Here is a 15,205-nt window from a genome sequence, read left to right on the forward strand (position 1 = left end):
AACACTTTCATATGACCCCAACTTTTCAAACCGTCGGCATCGTGGGTGCAGGCGCCATGGGCCGCGGCATCGCACAGATGGCAGCCCAGGCCGGAAGCGCAGTCATCTTGTTCGATCTGCAGCCCAATGCGGCCGAAACCGCCCGGCAGGCGCTGGCCGACACCTGGCAGAAGCTGGTGGACAAGAACAAGCTCGATGCCGCGCAACGCACCGCCATGCTGGATCGGCTCCGCTGCGCCGATGCCCTTGCTTCGCTGGCCCCCTGCGACCTGGTCATCGAAGCCGTCGTCGAGCGGCTAGATGTCAAACAGAAGCTGTTTTCCGAACTTGAGTCCATCGTTTCCAAACAATCGGTGCTGGCAACCAACACCTCTTCGTTGTCAGTGACCGCCATCGGTGCGGCGCTCCAGCGCCCTCGCCAGCTTGCCGGGTTCCACTTCTTCAACCCCGTGCCGCTGATGCGCGTGGTCGAAGTGATCGCCGGTCTCAAGACCGATCCGGTGGTGTGCGAGCGGCTGACGGCCTTTGCCCGCGAATTCGGGCATACCCCCGTATCGGCGCAGGACACCCCCGGCTTTATCGTCAACCACGCCGGTCGCGGTTACGGCACCGAAGCACTGCGGGTGGCGAGCGAGCGGGTGGCCGATTTCGCGACCATCGACCGCATCCTCAAAGACCAGATGGGCTTCCGGCTCGGTCCTTTCGAGCTGATGGATCTGACCGCCCTGGACGTCTCGCACCCGGTCATGGAGTCGATCTACCGCCAGTACTACGACGAACCACGCTACCGCCCCAGCGTGATCACAGCGCAGCGACTGGCCGGTGGTGTGGTCGGCAAGAAGGTCGGCGACGGCTTCTATACATATAGGGAGGGCATTGCCCAGGTTCCTGCCGAGCCTCCGGTGCCCGAGGTCGGTGCCCTGCCGCCGGTCTGGGTCTCGCCCAAAGCCGCGCGTCGGGCCGAGATCTACCAGTTGCTCAAGAACCTGGGCGCAAGCATCGAAACCGCCCAGGCCCCATCAGCCAGCGCGCTGATCCTGGTGGCACCGCTCGGACTGGACGTGACCACCCTCGCCGCGGTCGAGCGGCTCGACCCCACCCGCACCGTTGGCATCGACATGATGCTGGAGGACGCCGCCACCAAGCGCCGTGTGCTGGCCACCAACCCGGCCCCCGCCCCGACATGCGCGACGCCGCGCACGCCCTGTTCGCCAAGGACGGCAAGGCGGTGAGCGTGGTCAAGGACAGCGGCGGCTTCGTGACGCAGCGCGTCGTCGCCACCATCGTCAACATCGCGGCCGACATGTGCCAGCAGGGCATCTGCACACCCAAGGACCTGGAAGTGGCGGTGACACTGGGTCTGGGCTACCCCATGGGCCCGCTGGCCATGGGCGACAAGGTCGGCCCCACCAATGTGCTGGAGATCCTGTTCAACATGGGCACGGTCTACGGCGATCCTCGCTACCGCCCTTCGCCCTGGCTGCGCCGCCGCGGCGCCCTGGGTCTGAGCCTGATGCACGAAGAGGCCTGAGCATGAGCGCCAGCCTCAAGAGCCACAGCCATGGCCAGACCATGGTGCTCACCATCAGCAACCCGGAACACCGCAATGCCCTGGGTCCGGAGATCTATGCCGCGGGGGTCGAGGCGCTGAACGTGGCCGAGTCCAGCCCGGAGGTGCGTTCGGTGGTGATTGCCGGCGAAGGTAGCCACTTCTGCGCAGGCGGCAACCTGCAGCGCCTGCTGTCCAACCGCCAGCAGCCACCCGAGGTGCAGGCCCAGAGCATCGAAAGCCTGCACAACTGGATCGAAACCATCCGCGCATTCCCCAAGCCGGTGATCGCCGCCGTGGAAGGCGCCTGCGCCGGTGCGGGCTTCTCGCTTGCGCTGGCCTGCGACCTGCTGGTCGCCGCACAGGACAGCGTCTTTGTGATGGCCTACAGCAATGTGGGCCTGTCCTCCGACGGCGGCGCCACCTGGAGCCTGGCGCGCGCCCTGCCCCGCGCCACCGCGATGCAGTTGCTGATGTGTGGCGACCGCATCGACGCCGCGCGCCTGCAGACCCTCGGCGTGGTCAGCCAGGTGTGTGCCAGCGGCGAGGCGATGGCCTCCGCGCTGGCGCTGGCCGAAAAACTCAACTCCCGGGCGCCCAACGCCATGGCCAGCATCAAGGAGCTGGTGAACGAGGCCCAGACCGCGCCGCTGCACACCCAGCTCGCCGCCGAGCGCGACCACTTCGTGCGAAACCTCCACCACGCCAACGGCGGTGAAGGCATCTCGGCCTTCCTTGAGAAGCGCCGCCCCGGCTACCGTTGATCGACAAGCCTGCCGTGCTGCGGTTTTAAAAGCGGCACGGCGACACCTGCGGGACAGCTTCCCCGCGCTATCCCTGATGCTCCCGGCGCGTCCCAGTGGTGACAATGGGACCGCTTTCAGTCACTCAAAAGACATCCGATGGACGAACCGATTCTGACAATGGAAGAACGAGAGGCGATCAACAACGGTCGCTGGTTCCAGAGTCTTTCCCCTTCCCTGCGTCACGACATTCTCCGATGCGCCTACGTCAAGCGATTCAAGGACGGCGACCTGATCGTCGCCCGCGGCGAACCGCCCACCGAGTGGACAGCGGTCGCCAAGGGCGCGGTGCGTGTCAGCTCGACCTCGCTCTCGGGCAAGCTGATCACGCTGACCTATGTGGAGCCCGGCGTGTGGTTCGGGGATGTGGCGTTCTTCGACGGGGACCGTCGCACGCACGACGCCTATGCGCATGGCCCGACCACGCTGCTGTGCGTGGCCCGCAACGACTTCCAGAAGATCCTCAGCGCCCACGTCGAACTGTACGAAGCGCTGATGCGCCTGCAGGCGCGGCGCATCCGCACGCTGTTCGGACTGGTGGAAGACCTCAACACCCTGCCGCTGCGCGCGCGCCTGGCCAAGCAACTGCTGCACCTGGTGCGTTCCTATGGCGTGCCCTGCCTCTCGGACGGCAACGAGATGCGCATCGGCCTGCAACTGGCACAGGAAGAACTGGCGCAGCTGCTGGGCGCTTCGCGCCAGCGCGTGAACCAGGAACTCAAATCCATGGAACGCGAAGAAGCGATCCGCATCGAGCAGGGAGGGCTGGTGGTGCGCAACCGCGACATGCTGATGCGCATCGCCGAAGCCGAACACTGACCGTTTTCCTGCCCTCACCGACCGTGACCGAATGAACGACCTCCAGAACTTCACCGGCACACGGCCGGTGGCGGCCCAGCACGCCGTCGACACCGCCGCCCTCCAGGCCTGGCTCGAACGCCATGTCGATGGCTTCAGCGGCCCCTTGAGCATCGAAATGTTCAAGGGCGGCCAGTCCAACCCCACCTACAAGCTCATCACACCGGGCCGCAGCTATGTGATGCGCGCGAAGCCCGGCCCGGTGGCCAAGCTGCTGCCCTCGGCCCACGCCATCGAGCGGGAGTACCGTGTCATGGGTGCACTGCACGGCACGGGCGTGCCGGTGGCGCGCATGTACGCCCTGTGTGAGGACGAATCGGTGATCGGCCGCGCGTTCTATGTGATGGAGTGCGTCGACGGCCGCGTGATGTGGGACCAGTCGCTGCCCGAACTGACCAGGGACCAGCGCGGCGCCATCTACGACGAGATGAACCGCGTGATGGCCGCGCTGCACTCGGTGCGCCCGGACACCATCGGCCTGGCCGACTACGGCAAGCCCGGCAACTACTTCGAGCGCCAGATCGGCCGCTGGAGCAAGCAGTACGTGGCGTCGATCACCCAGCCCATTCCCGAGATGGACCAGCTCATGGAGTGGCTGCCCCGGAACATTCCGGCCATGGCGCGCGACGAATCGCTGGTGTCCATCGTGCACGGCGACTACCGGCTGGACAACCTGATGTTCCACCCCACCGAACCGCGCGTGCTCGCGATCCTCGACTGGGAGCTGTCCACGCTGGGTCACCCGCTGGCCGATTTCAGCTACCACTGCATGGCCTGGCACATCCCGCCCGGCGCCTTCCGCGGCATCGGCGGCCTGGACGTGCAGGCGCTGGGCATTCCCACCGAGGCCGAGTACATCCGCCGCTACTGCGAGCGCACCGGCTTCGTCACGCCCGAACAGCTCAAGGCCGACTGGAACTTTTACCTCGCCTACAACCTGTTCCGCCTCGCCGCCATCCTGCAGGGCATCGCCAAGCGCGTCGAGATGGGCACCGCCTCCAGCGCGCAGGCGGTTTCTTCCGCGGCTGGTGCGCGCCCGCTGGCCGAGATGGCCTGGCGCTTTGCACAGCAGGCCTGACCCCGACTCCAACGTCCCGACCCCACACCCAAGGAACACACCATGCACTTCGATTACACCGACAAGGTCAAGGACATGCGCCAGCGCCTGCTGGCCTTCATGGACGAGCACATCTACCCGAACGAAGGGCGCTTCTTCGCCGAGATCGCGGCCAACCGCGCCAAAGGCAATGCCTGGATCCCGACCACCGTCATTGAGGAGCTCAAGCCCAAGGCGCGCGCCGCCGGCCTCTGGAACCTGTTCCTGCCGATGAGCAAGCGGGCACCCGAGGGTCTGTCCAACCTGGAATACGCACCGCTGTGCGAGATCATGGGCCGCGTGCCGTTCGCGGCCGAGGTGTTCAACTGCTCCGCTCCCGACACCGGCAACATGGAAACGCTGGAGCGCTATGCGTCCGAGGAGATCAAGGACGAATGGCTCGAACCCCTGCTGCGCGGCGAGTTCCGTTCGGCCTTCTTGATGACCGAACCCGCGGTGGCCTCGTCGGACGCCACCAACATCCAGTGCGAGATCACGCGCGACGGTGACCACTACGTGCTCAACGGCCGCAAGTGGTGGTCGTCCGGTGCTGGCGATCCGCGCTGCAAGGTCTACATCGTCATGGGCAAGACCGACCCCGAGGCACCGCGCCATTCGCAGCAGAGCATGATCGTCGTGCCCGCCGGCACGCCCGGCGTCACTGTGGTGCGCCCGCTCTCCGTGTTCGGTTACGACGACGCGCCGCATGGCCACATGGAAGTGGTGCTCAAGGACGTGCGCGTGCCGGTGCGCAACCTGCTGCTGGGCGAGGGCCGCGGTTTCGAGATCGCCCAGGGCCGCCTCGGCCCGGGCCGCATCCACCACTGCATGCGCTCCATCGGCGCAGCCGAGCGCGCGCTGGAGTTGATGTGCAAGCGCCTCAACAGCCGCGTCGCCTTCGGCAAGCCGATCTCCGCGCAGTCGGTCTGGCACGAGCGCATCGCCGAGGCCCGCTGCAAGATCGAACAGGCGCGCCTGCTCACGCTCAAGGCCGCCTACATGATGGACACAGTGGGCAACAAGGTGGCCAAGGCCGAGATCGCGATGATCAAGGTGGTGGCGCCCAACATGGCCTGCGAGATCATCGACATGGCCATCCAGGCCCATGGCGGCGGTGGCGTCAGCGACGACTTCCCGCTGGCCTACAGCTACGCCAACCAGCGCACGCTGCGCTTGGCCGATGGTCCTGACGAGGTGCACCGCGCGGCGATTGCCAAGCTGGAGCTGGCCAAACACATGGCCATCAAGAGCGACGTCGAGATGCCGGTGACGCGCGGTTGCTGATGCGCACCAACAAACCGCGCAGAGCCCCCTGGCGACAGGGTATACTCGCCGGCTTGTCGGAGCGTAGCGCAGCCTGGTAGCGCATCTGCTTTGGGAGCAGAGGGTCGCGAGTTCGAATCCCGCCGCTCCGACCATTCTTCAGGACAAAAAAGGCCCACTGCGTGGGCCTTTTTTGTATCCTGTCCGCACCGGCTGCCCGTAGCTCAACCGGATAGAGCAGCTGCCTTCTAAGCAGCAGGTCGGGGGTTCGAGTCCCTCCGGGCAGGCCAGCGATTCCTCCCCAGCGCCCCTCCCTTCTGCGCGGCCAACGTCGCATGCAATCACACGAACAACCTGTCCTGCGCGATCTGGTCCTCGTCGGTGGCGGCCACAGCCATGTGGTCGCGCTGCGCATGCTGGCCATGCGGCCCGAACCGGGCCTGCGCATCACCCTGGTCTGCACCGACATTGACACGCCCTACTCCGGCATGCTGCCGGGCTACATCGCGGGCCACTACCGTTTTGACGAGGTCCACATCGACCTGGGCCGTCTGGCGGTGTTCGCCGGCGCGCGCTTCATCCACGGCGAGGTGACCGGGCTGGACCGCGCGAACCAGCGCGTGCTGCTCAAGGGGCGACCCGCCATTCCCTACGACCTGCTGTCCATCAACACCGGCTCCACGCCGAATGTGCGTCAGGTCGATGGCGCCCAGGCCCACGCGGTGCCGGTCAAGCCCATCGCCCACTTCAATCAGCGCTGGCTCGACCTGCTGGAGCGCGTGCGGGGCCTGCGCGACCGCTTCACCGTGGCGGTGGTGGGCGGCGGCGCGGGCGGTGTGGAACTGGCGCTGTCCATGCAATACCGGCTGCGCCAGGAGCTGCAGGTCCTGGGCAAGAGCCCGGACCTGCTGCAGTTCGTGTTGCTCACCGCCGGCGACACGCTTCTGCCCACCCACAACGCCGGCGTGCGGGCGCGCTTTGCCCGTGTGCTCAGGGAGCGGCGCGTGGCGGTGCACACCCGGGCCGAGGTGTCGCAGGTTTCGCCCGGCTGCCTCACCACGCAGGACGGCCGCACCTTCGACGCCGACGAGACCATGTGGGTGACGCAGGCGGGCGGCCCGGCCTGGCTGCAGGGCACGGGTCTGGCGCTGGACGAACACGGCTTCGTCTGCGTCAACGAACACCTGCAGACGCCGGATGATCCGAAGATATTCGCGGCCGGCGACGTGGCGTCCTTCCTGCCGCGCCCGCTGGAAAAGGCCGGCGTGTTCGCGGTGCGCATGGGCCGTCCGCTGGCGCGCAACCTGCGCCGGGCCTTGCGCGGTCAACCCCTGCAGCCCTACCGCCCGCAGAAACACTGGCTGGCGCTGATCTCCACCGGCGACCGCCACGCCGTGGCCTCGCGCGGCCCCATCGGCTTCGCGGGCGACTGGGTCTGGCGCTGGAAGGACCACATCGACCGCCACTTCATGCGCAAGTTCACCGAGCTGCCCGCCATGGCGCCGGCATCACCGTCACAGGCCGCGCCCGCCAGCGGCCTGGTGCTGAACGCCGAAGAATCGCGCCAGGCCATCTCGGCCATCGCCATGCGCTGCGGCGGCTGCGGCGCCAAGGTGGGGGCCAGCATCCTCAGCCGCGCACTCGGCAACCTGCAGCCGGTGCAGCGCGACGACGTGCTGATCGGCCTGCATGCGCCGGACGACGCCGCCGTGGTGCGCGTGCCGCCGGGCATGGCCATGGTGCACACGGTCGACTTCTTCCGCAGCTTCATCGACGACCCCTACCTGTTCGGCCAGGTCGCGGCCAACCACGCGCTGGGCGACATCTTCGCCATGGGCGCCGAGCCGCAGTCGGCCACGGCGATCGCCACGGTGCCACCGGGCTTGGAGGCCAAGGTCGAAGACCTGCTGCTGCAGATGATGACCGGCGCGGTCGAAGTGCTCAATGCCGCTGGCTGCAGCCTGGTCGGCGGACACACCGGCGAAGGGCGCGAACTGGCGCTGGGCTTCGCCGTCAACGGCCTGATCGACGAGCGCATGACCGGCGTGATGCGCAAGGGCGGCATGTTGCCCGGCGATGTGCTGCTGCTGACCAAGCCCATCGGCACCGGCACCCTGTTCGCGGCGCACGCGCGGCACGCCGCCAAAGGCCGCTGGGTGGACGCCGCGCTGAAATCGATGGTGCTGTCCAACCAGGCCGGTGCGCAGATCCTGCGCGATCACGGCGCCACCGCCTGCACCGACCTCACCGGCTTCGGCCTGCTCGGGCACCTGGTCGAGATGACCCGCCCCTCGGGGGTAGACGCAGAGCTGCGGCTGGGCGCCCTGCCCCTGCTCGACGGCGCGGAGGACTGCGTCAAGGCCGGCATCGTCAGCTCGCTGCAGCCGGCCAACGTGCGCCTGCGCCGTGCGCTGCGCAACGCCGTGGCCTTCGTGGACGACCAACGCTACCCGCTTCTGTTCGACCCGCAGACCGCGGGCGGCCTGCTGGCCAGCGTGCCCGCCGACCGCGCGGCCGACTGCGTCCGCGCGCTGCAGGCGGCGGGCTACCCGCACACCGCCGCCATCGGCCGCATCAGCGCTGCCAGCGACGCGCTCGAACCAGTGGTGCTGAGTGCCTGAGTCCGCCTGGGCTTAGCGGTTCGCTCAGTCCGGCGGCGCCTGCCACTGCTGGATGTCGAACACCTGCCCGCCAGGTGGCACGTCGTCCGGATCGTGTGTGACCAGCACGGTCGGGATGCGCTGGCTCTGGATCTGCTCGAACACGAGGCGGCGGAACTGCGCACGCAGCGCCGCGTCCAGCCGCGAGAAGGGCTCGTCCAGCAGCAGCGCGCAAGGCTCGGCCAGCAGCGCCCGCATCAGGCTCACGCGCGCCCGCTGCCCACCCGAGAGGGTGGCGGGGTCGCGGTCGTGAAAGCCCTCCAGGCCAATGTCGCGCAGTGTCTGCACCACCCGCTCGCGCCTGGCTGCGGCGCCGCGCACCGCGGCCGGCAAGGCAAACGCCAGGTTCTGCCCCACGCTCAGGTGGGGGAACAGCAGGTCGTCCTGGAACAGGATGCCGATGCCGCGCGCCTCCACCGGCAGGCCGTCACGCCGCTGGCCGTCCAGCCACAGTTCGCCCTGGGCCTGGAACGCCGGGTCCAGATCGCCCACCAGCCAGTTGAGCAGGGTCGACTTGCCCGAGCCCGACGCGCCGGTGAGTGTGACGATGCAGCCCTGCCCGACCTGCAGGTCCAGGCCCGCGATGAGCTCATGGCCGTCCTTGACGATGGTCAGATTTCGAACCTCAAGCATTTCAGCGCAACCCTCGACGGTGTCGACCCGCCCATTGAGACAGCAGCGCTGCCAGACCGAAGCCCAGCAGCGGCAGCACGATTTGCAGCAACGCCTGCGCGGCCAGCACGCGGCGATTGCCGCCGGCGCTCAGCGCCACCGCTTCGGTGGTCACCGTGGCAAAGCGCCCGCCGCCAGCGAACAGCGTCGGCAGGTACTGCGCCACGCTGACCGAAAAACCGACCGCGAGCGCGGCCAGGATGGGTTTGAGCAGCATCGGCCACTTGACGTGCAGACAGGCGCCCAGGGGCGACTGGCCCAGCGCCCGCGCGGTGGTCATCAGCCGCCGGTCGAATGCGCGGTAGGGCCCGATCAGGGTGAGCACCATGTAGGGCAGCACCCACAGCAGGTGGCTCCACAACAGGCCGCCTGCGGTGCCGTCGGCCGGCAGCCGCAGCAGCGCCGCGTACTGCGCCGCCACCAGGGGCAGCGAGGGAATGATCAGGGGCAGATACAGCACGGCGTTGTAGCGCTGCGGCCCCCACTCCAGCCAGACCAGCGCGGCCGGCAGGCACAGCAGTGTGGCCGCCGCCGCCAGCCACAGGGTGGTGCCGAACGGCGCCCAGTCGGCCTGCATCCAGGTCTGCAGCGACAGCGCATCGGGCCACAGCGCGGGGAAGAACCAGGTGTCCGCCAGCGACCACAGCAGCAGCACCGCCACCACCGCATAGCCCACCAGAAACAGCGGCTGGTGCAGCCCCCAGCGGGACGGGTTGCTTGCAGGCCGGCGCACACCCGCAGGATAGGCCGCGCGCCGAACCAGCCCATGCCATATCCAACGGGCGCCCACCGCGATCAGCAGAAACAGCCCCAACAGCAGCAGCGCCGCCGCCGCCCCCTGGGCTTGCAGGGCGGGGTCGGGGTCGGTCAGCCATTGCCAAACCAGCACCGCCAGCGTGGGCGGCGTGCTCGGCCCCAGCACCACGGCCATGTCCACCACCGACAGGCCGTAGGCCAGCACCGCCGCCAGCGGCCAGCCCAGGCGCGGCAGCAGCTGGGGCCACAGCACGTGCCGCCAGGTCTGGGCGCGGTTGTAGCCCAGCGACCGCGCCACCACCATGTGGCGATGCACGGTCTGCTCGCCCAGCACCGCCACCAGCACCCAGAGCAGGAACCAGCTCTCCTTGAGTCCCAGCGCCAGGGCCAGGCTCAGGCCGAGCGGGTCCTGCACCGTCGTCCAAGCCGGCGGATCGATCCAGCCCGCCAGCGGAGCCACCGCACGCGCCAGCCAGCCTGAGGGCGAGATCAGGAACAAAAGGCCGACGGCAAAGGCCGCGTGCGGCACCGACAGCATCAGCGGCAATCGTCGCTGTATCGCCAGCCAGCGCGGCCCCGGGTACAGCGCAGTCGCCAGCCCGGCCGCCAGGGCCATGCCCAGCACGCTGCCCAGCCCGGCCGACACCAGGGTGGTGCGCAGGGCCTGAGGCCATTGGACGTCGGACCACAGTGCCCGCCAGACCGACAGGTCCAGCGAGGGCGCCAGCGCCCAGTACAGGCCGGGCAGCACCGGCCCGAGGATCGCCAGCGCCGGCAGGGCCGCCAGCCAGGCCATCGGCCGACGCCAGGGGTGCCACCCCGAAGGCGCTGGTGGCTGGCTCAGCGGGTCCCGTAGCGCTTGAGCCACTCGCTCTCCAGCGCCTCCACCCAGCTGGCATGGGGCTCGGCCAGCGTGGGCACGGCCTCGGCCAGCGCGCCCGGCGCCGTCTTGCGCATGGCGGTCTGAATCGACGCCGGCAGCTTGTTCACATCCAGCACGCTGCCGTCGCCCCAGACCGTGATGTCGGCCTTGCGCGCCTGGGCCTCGGGCGACAGCAGGAAGTTGGCCACCACCTGGGCCCCGGCGCGGGCCTTGGCATTGACGGGAATGGCCACGAAGTGCACGTTGCCGATGGTGCCGCCGGCGAAGCCGAAGCTGTAGGCCGTGGCAGGCAACTGGCGCGAGCTGATCAGGTTCGCGGCCTCATTCGGGTTGAAGGTGAGCGAGAGCCGGAGTTCGCCATCGGCCAGCATGCGGTGCATCTCGGCGGCGCTGGCCGGGAAGGTCTTGCCACTGCGCCAGAGAGCCGGGTGCAGCTGGTCCAGGTAGGCCCACAGCTGCGCGGTGGCGGCGCCGAAGCTGGCGGGGCTCACCGGTGACTGCAGCACCTTGCGGTCAGGTGCCAACTCGATCAGCACCTGTTTGAGAAAGGTGGTGCCGTGGAAGTCTGGTGGTTTCGGGTAGCTCACACGCCCGGGGTTGGCTTTGGCGAAGCTCAGCAACTCTGCCGCGGAGCGCGGCGGCGTGGGGGTACGGGCCTTGTCGGCGATGAAGGTCAGCTGGGCCGTGCCCCACGGCGCCTCGTAACCCTCCGTCGGCACCGAAAAATCGCTGCGCACCGGCTTGTTCAGGTCCACCGCGCCCCAGTTGGGAAGGGACTCGGCCCAGGGACCGAACAGCAGACCGCCCTGCTTGAGGTTGCGGAAGTTCTCGCCGTTGATCCACACAAGGTCGACCGAGCCGTCGGTGCGCCGGCCGGCCGCCACCTCGGTCTGCACCCGCTTGACCACCTCGGCTGCGTCGGTCACCTTGACGTGCCGCAGCTCCACCCCATAGCGGCCCTTGACCTCCTGCGCCACCCAGGCGATATAGGCATTGATGGCTTCGCCGCCGCCCCAGGCGTTGAAGTACACCGACTGGCCTTTGGCCTCGGCTTCGGTCTTGGCCCAGTCGGCGTGGGCAGCGAACGGGACACACAGGCTCAGGGTCAGTGCGGTCAGCGAGAACCATTTCATGCGCGAACTCTCGATAAAACAGTAAATGGAAGGCCAGCAGTCGGGCGGGAGGCCGAAAACTTACAGCCGACACCGACTGTACGGCCTGACCCGGCCAACCGAGCACCCTGTGCCAGGAGGGTTGTGCGTCGATCGGCCGAGAGGCACCCACAAAAAAGCCGCCCGAAGGCGGCTCTTTTGAGGCTTGTCCGCAGATCAGCGGATCACGGCCAGTTCCGAGCGCTTGCCACCCTTGTAGGTGTACAGCGTCAGGGCACCGTTCTTGATGTCGCCCTTCTCGTCGAAAGCGATCTGACCCGTCACGCCCTTGTAGTTGGTTTCCTTCAGCTTCGGCAGGTACTTGGCCGGGTCGGAAGAATCGGCAGCCTTCATGGCTTCGACCATCACCTTGACGGAGTCGTACACGTACGGTGCGTACACCTGGACGTCGGCGTTGAACTTGGCCTTGAAGTCGGCCTTGAACTTCTCCATACCCGCCTTGGCTTCACCTTCCACGCCACCGGCTTCCGCGCAGTAGACCTGCTCGTCGGACATGCCGTCACCAGCCAGATCGACCAGGCCGGAAGAGCAGATGCCGTCGCCGCCCATGAACTTGGCCTTGATGCCGAGCTGCTTCATCTGCTTGAGCATCGGGCCAGCCACGGCGTCCATGCCGCCGAAGAACACGATGTCCGGCTTCTTGGCCTTCAGCGTGGTCAGGATGGCGTTGAAGTCGGTGGCCTTGTCGTTGGTGAATTCACGACCCACGACCTTGCCGCCAGCGGCCGTCACACCCTTCTCGAACTCGTCGGCCACACCCTGGCCGTAGGCGGTGCGGTCGTCGATGACTGCAATGCTCTTGCCCTTGAGGGATTCCACAGCGTACTTGCCCAGCGTGCCACCCAGGTGCACGTCGTCGGCCACCACGCGGAACGCACCGGCGTAGCCCTGGCGGGTGTACTTGGGGTTGGTGGCGGAGGGAGAGATCTGGGGAATGCCAGCGTCGTTGTAGATCTGGGACGCGGGGATGGTGGTGCCCGAGTTCAGGTGACCGATCACGCCGTTGACCTTGGCGTCCACCAGCTTTTGAGCGGCGGCCGTGCCCTGCTTCGGATCGCCGGCGTCGTCTTCGGCCAGCAACTCGAACTTGGCAGGTTTGCCTCCGATGGTCAGACCAGCGGCGTTCAACTCTTCGATGGCCATGCGTGCGCCATTTTCGTTGTCCTTGCCGAGGTGGGCGATGGCACCGCTGGTGGGACCGACGTGACCGATCTTGATGACGCCGTCATCTGCTGCGGGCGCAGGAGCGGCAGCAGGTGCCGGGGCAGCAGCAGGAGCGGCGGCCGGAGCTGCCTCTTCTTTTTTGCCGCAGGCGGCCAGAACGACGGCTGCGGAAATGACGGCCAGTTTCAGGTTCAGTTGCATAGGTATCCTCGGAAAGGAATGAATTTTGGAATGCGGAGGGAACTTTTCTCCACATCCATAAAGATACTCCAAATCGTTGTGCAGAGGACGCTGCATCAGGACTTGCACAAATCGCTTCAAGGGTTTGCCCCAGTGAGCATCATTCCAACGCATGCACCATAAGCACACCGCATGCAAGGCAAACGACCATCCATCACGCCACGGACCCGGACAGGTCGTGGGCCGTGGGCTCAACGCCCGCCTGGCGGTAGAGCCGCCACCGCTCCCGACCTTTCTCCCTGCCTCCTGGTTCCGAGCCCACCACCTCGATGATCCGCGGCACAACACCCACGCCGCAGAGGGCCTGATCCGACAGATTGACCAGCACATCCACCGGCCCCCACTCGGGCTCATGCTCGCCCAGCACGATGGGCGAACGGCGGCGGACGTGCTCTGCAGATCCGCTTCTTGCATGCGGCACAAACTCACCCTGCGCCATGAGCCAGAGAGCCCTGTCGAGCGGGTCGATGGACGACGCGCCGCCGAGCACGTACACGCGGGAGCCCTTGAGGTAGGCCTTGCGCAGCAGCCTGCAGAGGTAGACCGTCCGGTCTCCGACGTTCAGGTGAAACGCGACCTCGGTCATGCCTTGCGGGATGTCCTGCCGCCTGAGCGCGACTTCTTGGGCGCTCCGGTCTCGCCCTGGAGATCGCTGAGGTACTGCAGCAACAAGGGAACCGGTCGCCCCGTCGCACCTTTGCTGGTGCCGCTCTTCCAGGCCGTCCCTGCGATGTCAAGGTGCGCCCAGGGCATTTCCGCCACGAACTTCTGCAGGAACTTGGCCGCAGTGATCGCACCACCCGCCCGTCCGGCCACATTGCCCATGTCCGCGAAGTTCGACTTGAGGCCTTCGGCGTATTCGTCGTCCAGCGGGAGCCGCCAGCAGAGATCCATTGACCGATCTCCCGCCGCGAGCAGTGCGTCGGCCAGGTCGCTCCGGTTGGCGAACATGCCAGACCGGACCGCCCCGAGAGCGATCACGCAGGCACCCGTGAGCGTGGCAATGTCGATCACGCAACGCGGTTTGAACCGCGCGGCGTAGGTCAGTGCATCGCAAAGAATGAGCCGTCCTTCCGCGTCGGTGTTGAGGATCTCGATGGTCTGTCCGCTCATGCTGGTGACCACGTCCCCGGGTTTGACCGCGCTGCCGTCCGGCATGTTCTCGCAGCTCGGAATGATGCCCACCACGTTGACCTCGGGCTGCAGCTCGGCCAGCCCGGCGAAGGTGCCCAGCACGCTCGCAGCCCCACCCATGTCGAATTTCATCTCGTCCATCTCGGCCGCAGGCTTGATCGAGATGCCGCCGGTATCGAAGGTAATGCCCTTGCCCACCAGCACCACCGGCGCACTGCCTTTGGACCCGCCCTGGTAGTGCATGACGATGAACCGCAGCGGCTGGGACGAGCCCTGCGCCACCGCCATGAAGGCGCCCATGCCCAGAGCCGCCACTTCCTTGGGCCCGAGCACCTCGGTCCTGATGCGGGGCTTGCGCCCGAGCTTGCGCGCGGCCTCGGCCAGGTGGCTGGGCGTGGCGTGGTTCGCGGGCCGGTTGGCCCACTCCTTGGCCAGCTCGATCCCTGCAACCTGGGCCAGACCGAAACGGAAGGCAGGACGCGCCACGGCGACGTCGCTCACACCGACGATCACCTGCCGGATCGCGCGAGCGGTGGCAGAAGGCTTGGTGGTCACATAGGCGTAGGTGCTGTCCGCCACCGCCACCATGGCGCTGTGCACCGTGGGCTGGTCGCTCGCCATCCCGCTGAGCAGCACAGCCACTTTCTTCACACTGGACGACTTCAGGCCCGACATCGCCGCCGTGACCGCCTTGCGGACCGCAGCGGGCGAACAGTCGCCAGTGCGTGCCAGCACCACCCTGACCGGTTTGAGCCCCTGGGGCCGGTAGACCGACAGGCACTTGCCCACGCCGGTTTCAAGATCTCCCCTGCGGGAGGCGTCCCGCACCAGCTCGCTCAAGGCGTCGGCGCCGTCCATACCCTGGGTGTCGTCGGGCACCAGCACCACCAGTGCGTCCACCGCGAGCTGGCTTGCCTGAACCGGGGAAAGGGCTTTGAGTTCGAAGTCCATAATC

General features: G+C 67.5%; 11 protein-coding genes, 2 tRNA genes and 1 pseudogene. 8 read left to right on the forward strand and 6 right to left on the reverse strand.

The window, feature by feature from the left end; genetic code table 11:
* Positions 1-11: 11 nt before the first annotated feature.
* From HPF_RS13570 to selD, 8 genes and pseudogenes are all read left to right on the forward strand, one after another.
* Positions 12-1,531: pseudogene (locus HPF_RS13570) on the forward strand (3-hydroxyacyl-CoA dehydrogenase).
* Between the two features lie 2 nt (positions 1,532-1,533).
* On the forward strand, positions 1,534-2,313 hold the full coding sequence (locus HPF_RS13575) for an oxepin-CoA hydrolase, alternative type (RefSeq protein ID WP_133156869.1): 780 nt from the start codon (positions 1,534-1,536) through the stop codon (positions 2,311-2,313).
* Between the two features lie 138 nt (positions 2,314-2,451).
* Positions 2,452-3,171 carry a Crp/Fnr family transcriptional regulator gene (locus HPF_RS13580; RefSeq protein ID WP_066151083.1) on the forward strand — a complete coding sequence of 240 codons (720 nt, stop codon included), beginning with the start codon at positions 2,452-2,454 and terminating at the stop codon, positions 3,169-3,171.
* Between the two features lie 31 nt (positions 3,172-3,202).
* A complete protein-coding gene (locus tag HPF_RS13585; RefSeq protein ID WP_133156870.1) occupies positions 3,203-4,288 on the forward strand; it encodes a phosphotransferase family protein in 1,086 nt (361 codons plus the stop codon).
* 42 nt (positions 4,289-4,330) lie between these two features.
* Complete coding sequence (locus HPF_RS13590) at positions 4,331-5,590, forward strand: acyl-CoA dehydrogenase family protein (RefSeq protein ID WP_066151089.1); 1,260 nt, start codon at positions 4,331-4,333, stop codon at positions 5,588-5,590.
* 57 nt (positions 5,591-5,647) lie between these two features.
* Positions 5,648-5,724, forward strand: a tRNA-Pro gene (locus HPF_RS13595).
* Between the two features lie 58 nt (positions 5,725-5,782).
* A tRNA-Arg gene (locus HPF_RS13600) sits at positions 5,783-5,859 on the forward strand.
* Between the two features lie 45 nt (positions 5,860-5,904).
* Positions 5,905-8,190, forward strand: coding sequence for a selenide, water dikinase SelD (selD, locus tag HPF_RS13605; protein ID WP_133156871.1), 2,286 nt, complete (start codon positions 5,905-5,907; stop codon positions 8,188-8,190).
* A gap of 24 nt (positions 8,191-8,214) precedes the next feature.
* Here selD and HPF_RS13610 read toward each other — a convergent pair whose 3' ends face one another.
* The 6 genes from HPF_RS13610 to HPF_RS13635 all read right to left on the reverse strand — a co-directional run bounded on the left by HPF_RS13610 (position 8,215) and on the right by HPF_RS13635 (position 15,201).
* Positions 8,215-8,862 carry an ATP-binding cassette domain-containing protein gene (locus HPF_RS13610; RefSeq protein ID WP_133156872.1) on the reverse strand — a complete coding sequence of 216 codons (648 nt, stop codon included), beginning with the start codon at positions 8,860-8,862 and terminating at the stop codon, positions 8,215-8,217.
* Position 8,863: 1 nt separating this feature from the next.
* On the reverse strand, positions 8,864-10,525 hold the full coding sequence (locus HPF_RS13615) for an ABC transporter permease (protein WP_165961703.1): 1,662 nt from the start codon (positions 10,523-10,525) through the stop codon (positions 8,864-8,866).
* The gene (locus tag HPF_RS13620) at positions 10,498-11,673 is read right to left on the reverse strand and encodes an ABC transporter substrate-binding protein (protein WP_079365781.1); all 1,176 of its coding nucleotides are present in this window, start codon (positions 11,671-11,673) and stop codon (positions 10,498-10,500) included. Before HPF_RS13620 ends, HPF_RS13615 begins: the two co-directional genes overlap by 28 nt.
* A gap of 195 nt (positions 11,674-11,868) precedes the next feature.
* A complete protein-coding gene (locus HPF_RS13625; protein WP_066151105.1) occupies positions 11,869-13,077 on the reverse strand; it encodes a branched-chain amino acid ABC transporter substrate-binding protein in 1,209 nt (402 codons plus the stop codon).
* A gap of 193 nt (positions 13,078-13,270) precedes the next feature.
* The gene (locus HPF_RS13630) at positions 13,271-13,702 is read right to left on the reverse strand and encodes a DNA polymerase III subunit chi (RefSeq protein WP_079365780.1); all 432 of its coding nucleotides are present in this window, start codon (positions 13,700-13,702) and stop codon (positions 13,271-13,273) included.
* Positions 13,699-15,201 (reverse strand): leucyl aminopeptidase, encoded by a 1,503-nt coding sequence (locus HPF_RS13635; RefSeq protein WP_079365779.1) that lies wholly within the window; start codon positions 15,199-15,201, stop codon positions 13,699-13,701. The genes HPF_RS13630 and HPF_RS13635 overlap by 4 nt, the downstream gene beginning before the upstream one ends.
* Positions 15,202-15,205: the final 4 nt, after the last annotated feature.

The organism is Hydrogenophaga pseudoflava, assembly GCF_004353865.1.
Lineage (GTDB): Bacteria > Pseudomonadota > Gammaproteobacteria > Burkholderiales > Burkholderiaceae_C > Hydrogenophaga > Hydrogenophaga pseudoflava.

Bases quoted from the DNA above. Each gene is read 5' to 3' on its own strand.
- HPF_RS13575 (WP_133156869.1), top strand. From the start codon at position 1,534: ATGAGCGCCAGCCTCAAGAGCCACAGCCATGGCCAGACCATGGTGCTC.
- selD (WP_133156871.1), top strand. From the start codon at position 5,905: ATGCAATCACACGAACAACCTGTCCTGCGCGATCTGGTCCTCGTCGGT.
- HPF_RS13630 (WP_079365780.1), bottom strand. From the start codon at position 13,702: ATGACCGAGGTCGCGTTTCACCTGAACGTCGGAGACCGGACGGTCTAC.
- HPF_RS13580 (WP_066151083.1), top strand. From the start codon at position 2,452: ATGGACGAACCGATTCTGACAATGGAAGAACGAGAGGCGATCAACAAC.
- HPF_RS13590 (WP_066151089.1), top strand. From the start codon at position 4,331: ATGCACTTCGATTACACCGACAAGGTCAAGGACATGCGCCAGCGCCTG.
- HPF_RS13635 (WP_079365779.1), bottom strand. From the start codon at position 15,201: ATGGACTTCGAACTCAAAGCCCTTTCCCCGGTTCAGGCAAGCCAGCTC.
- HPF_RS13620 (WP_079365781.1), bottom strand. From the start codon at position 11,673: ATGAAATGGTTCTCGCTGACCGCACTGACCCTGAGCCTGTGTGTCCCG.
- HPF_RS13610 (WP_133156872.1), bottom strand. From the start codon at position 8,862: ATGCTTGAGGTTCGAAATCTGACCATCGTCAAGGACGGCCATGAGCTC.
- HPF_RS13625 (WP_066151105.1), bottom strand. From the start codon at position 13,077: ATGCAACTGAACCTGAAACTGGCCGTCATTTCCGCAGCCGTCGTTCTG.
- HPF_RS13585 (WP_133156870.1), top strand. From the start codon at position 3,203: ATGAACGACCTCCAGAACTTCACCGGCACACGGCCGGTGGCGGCCCAG.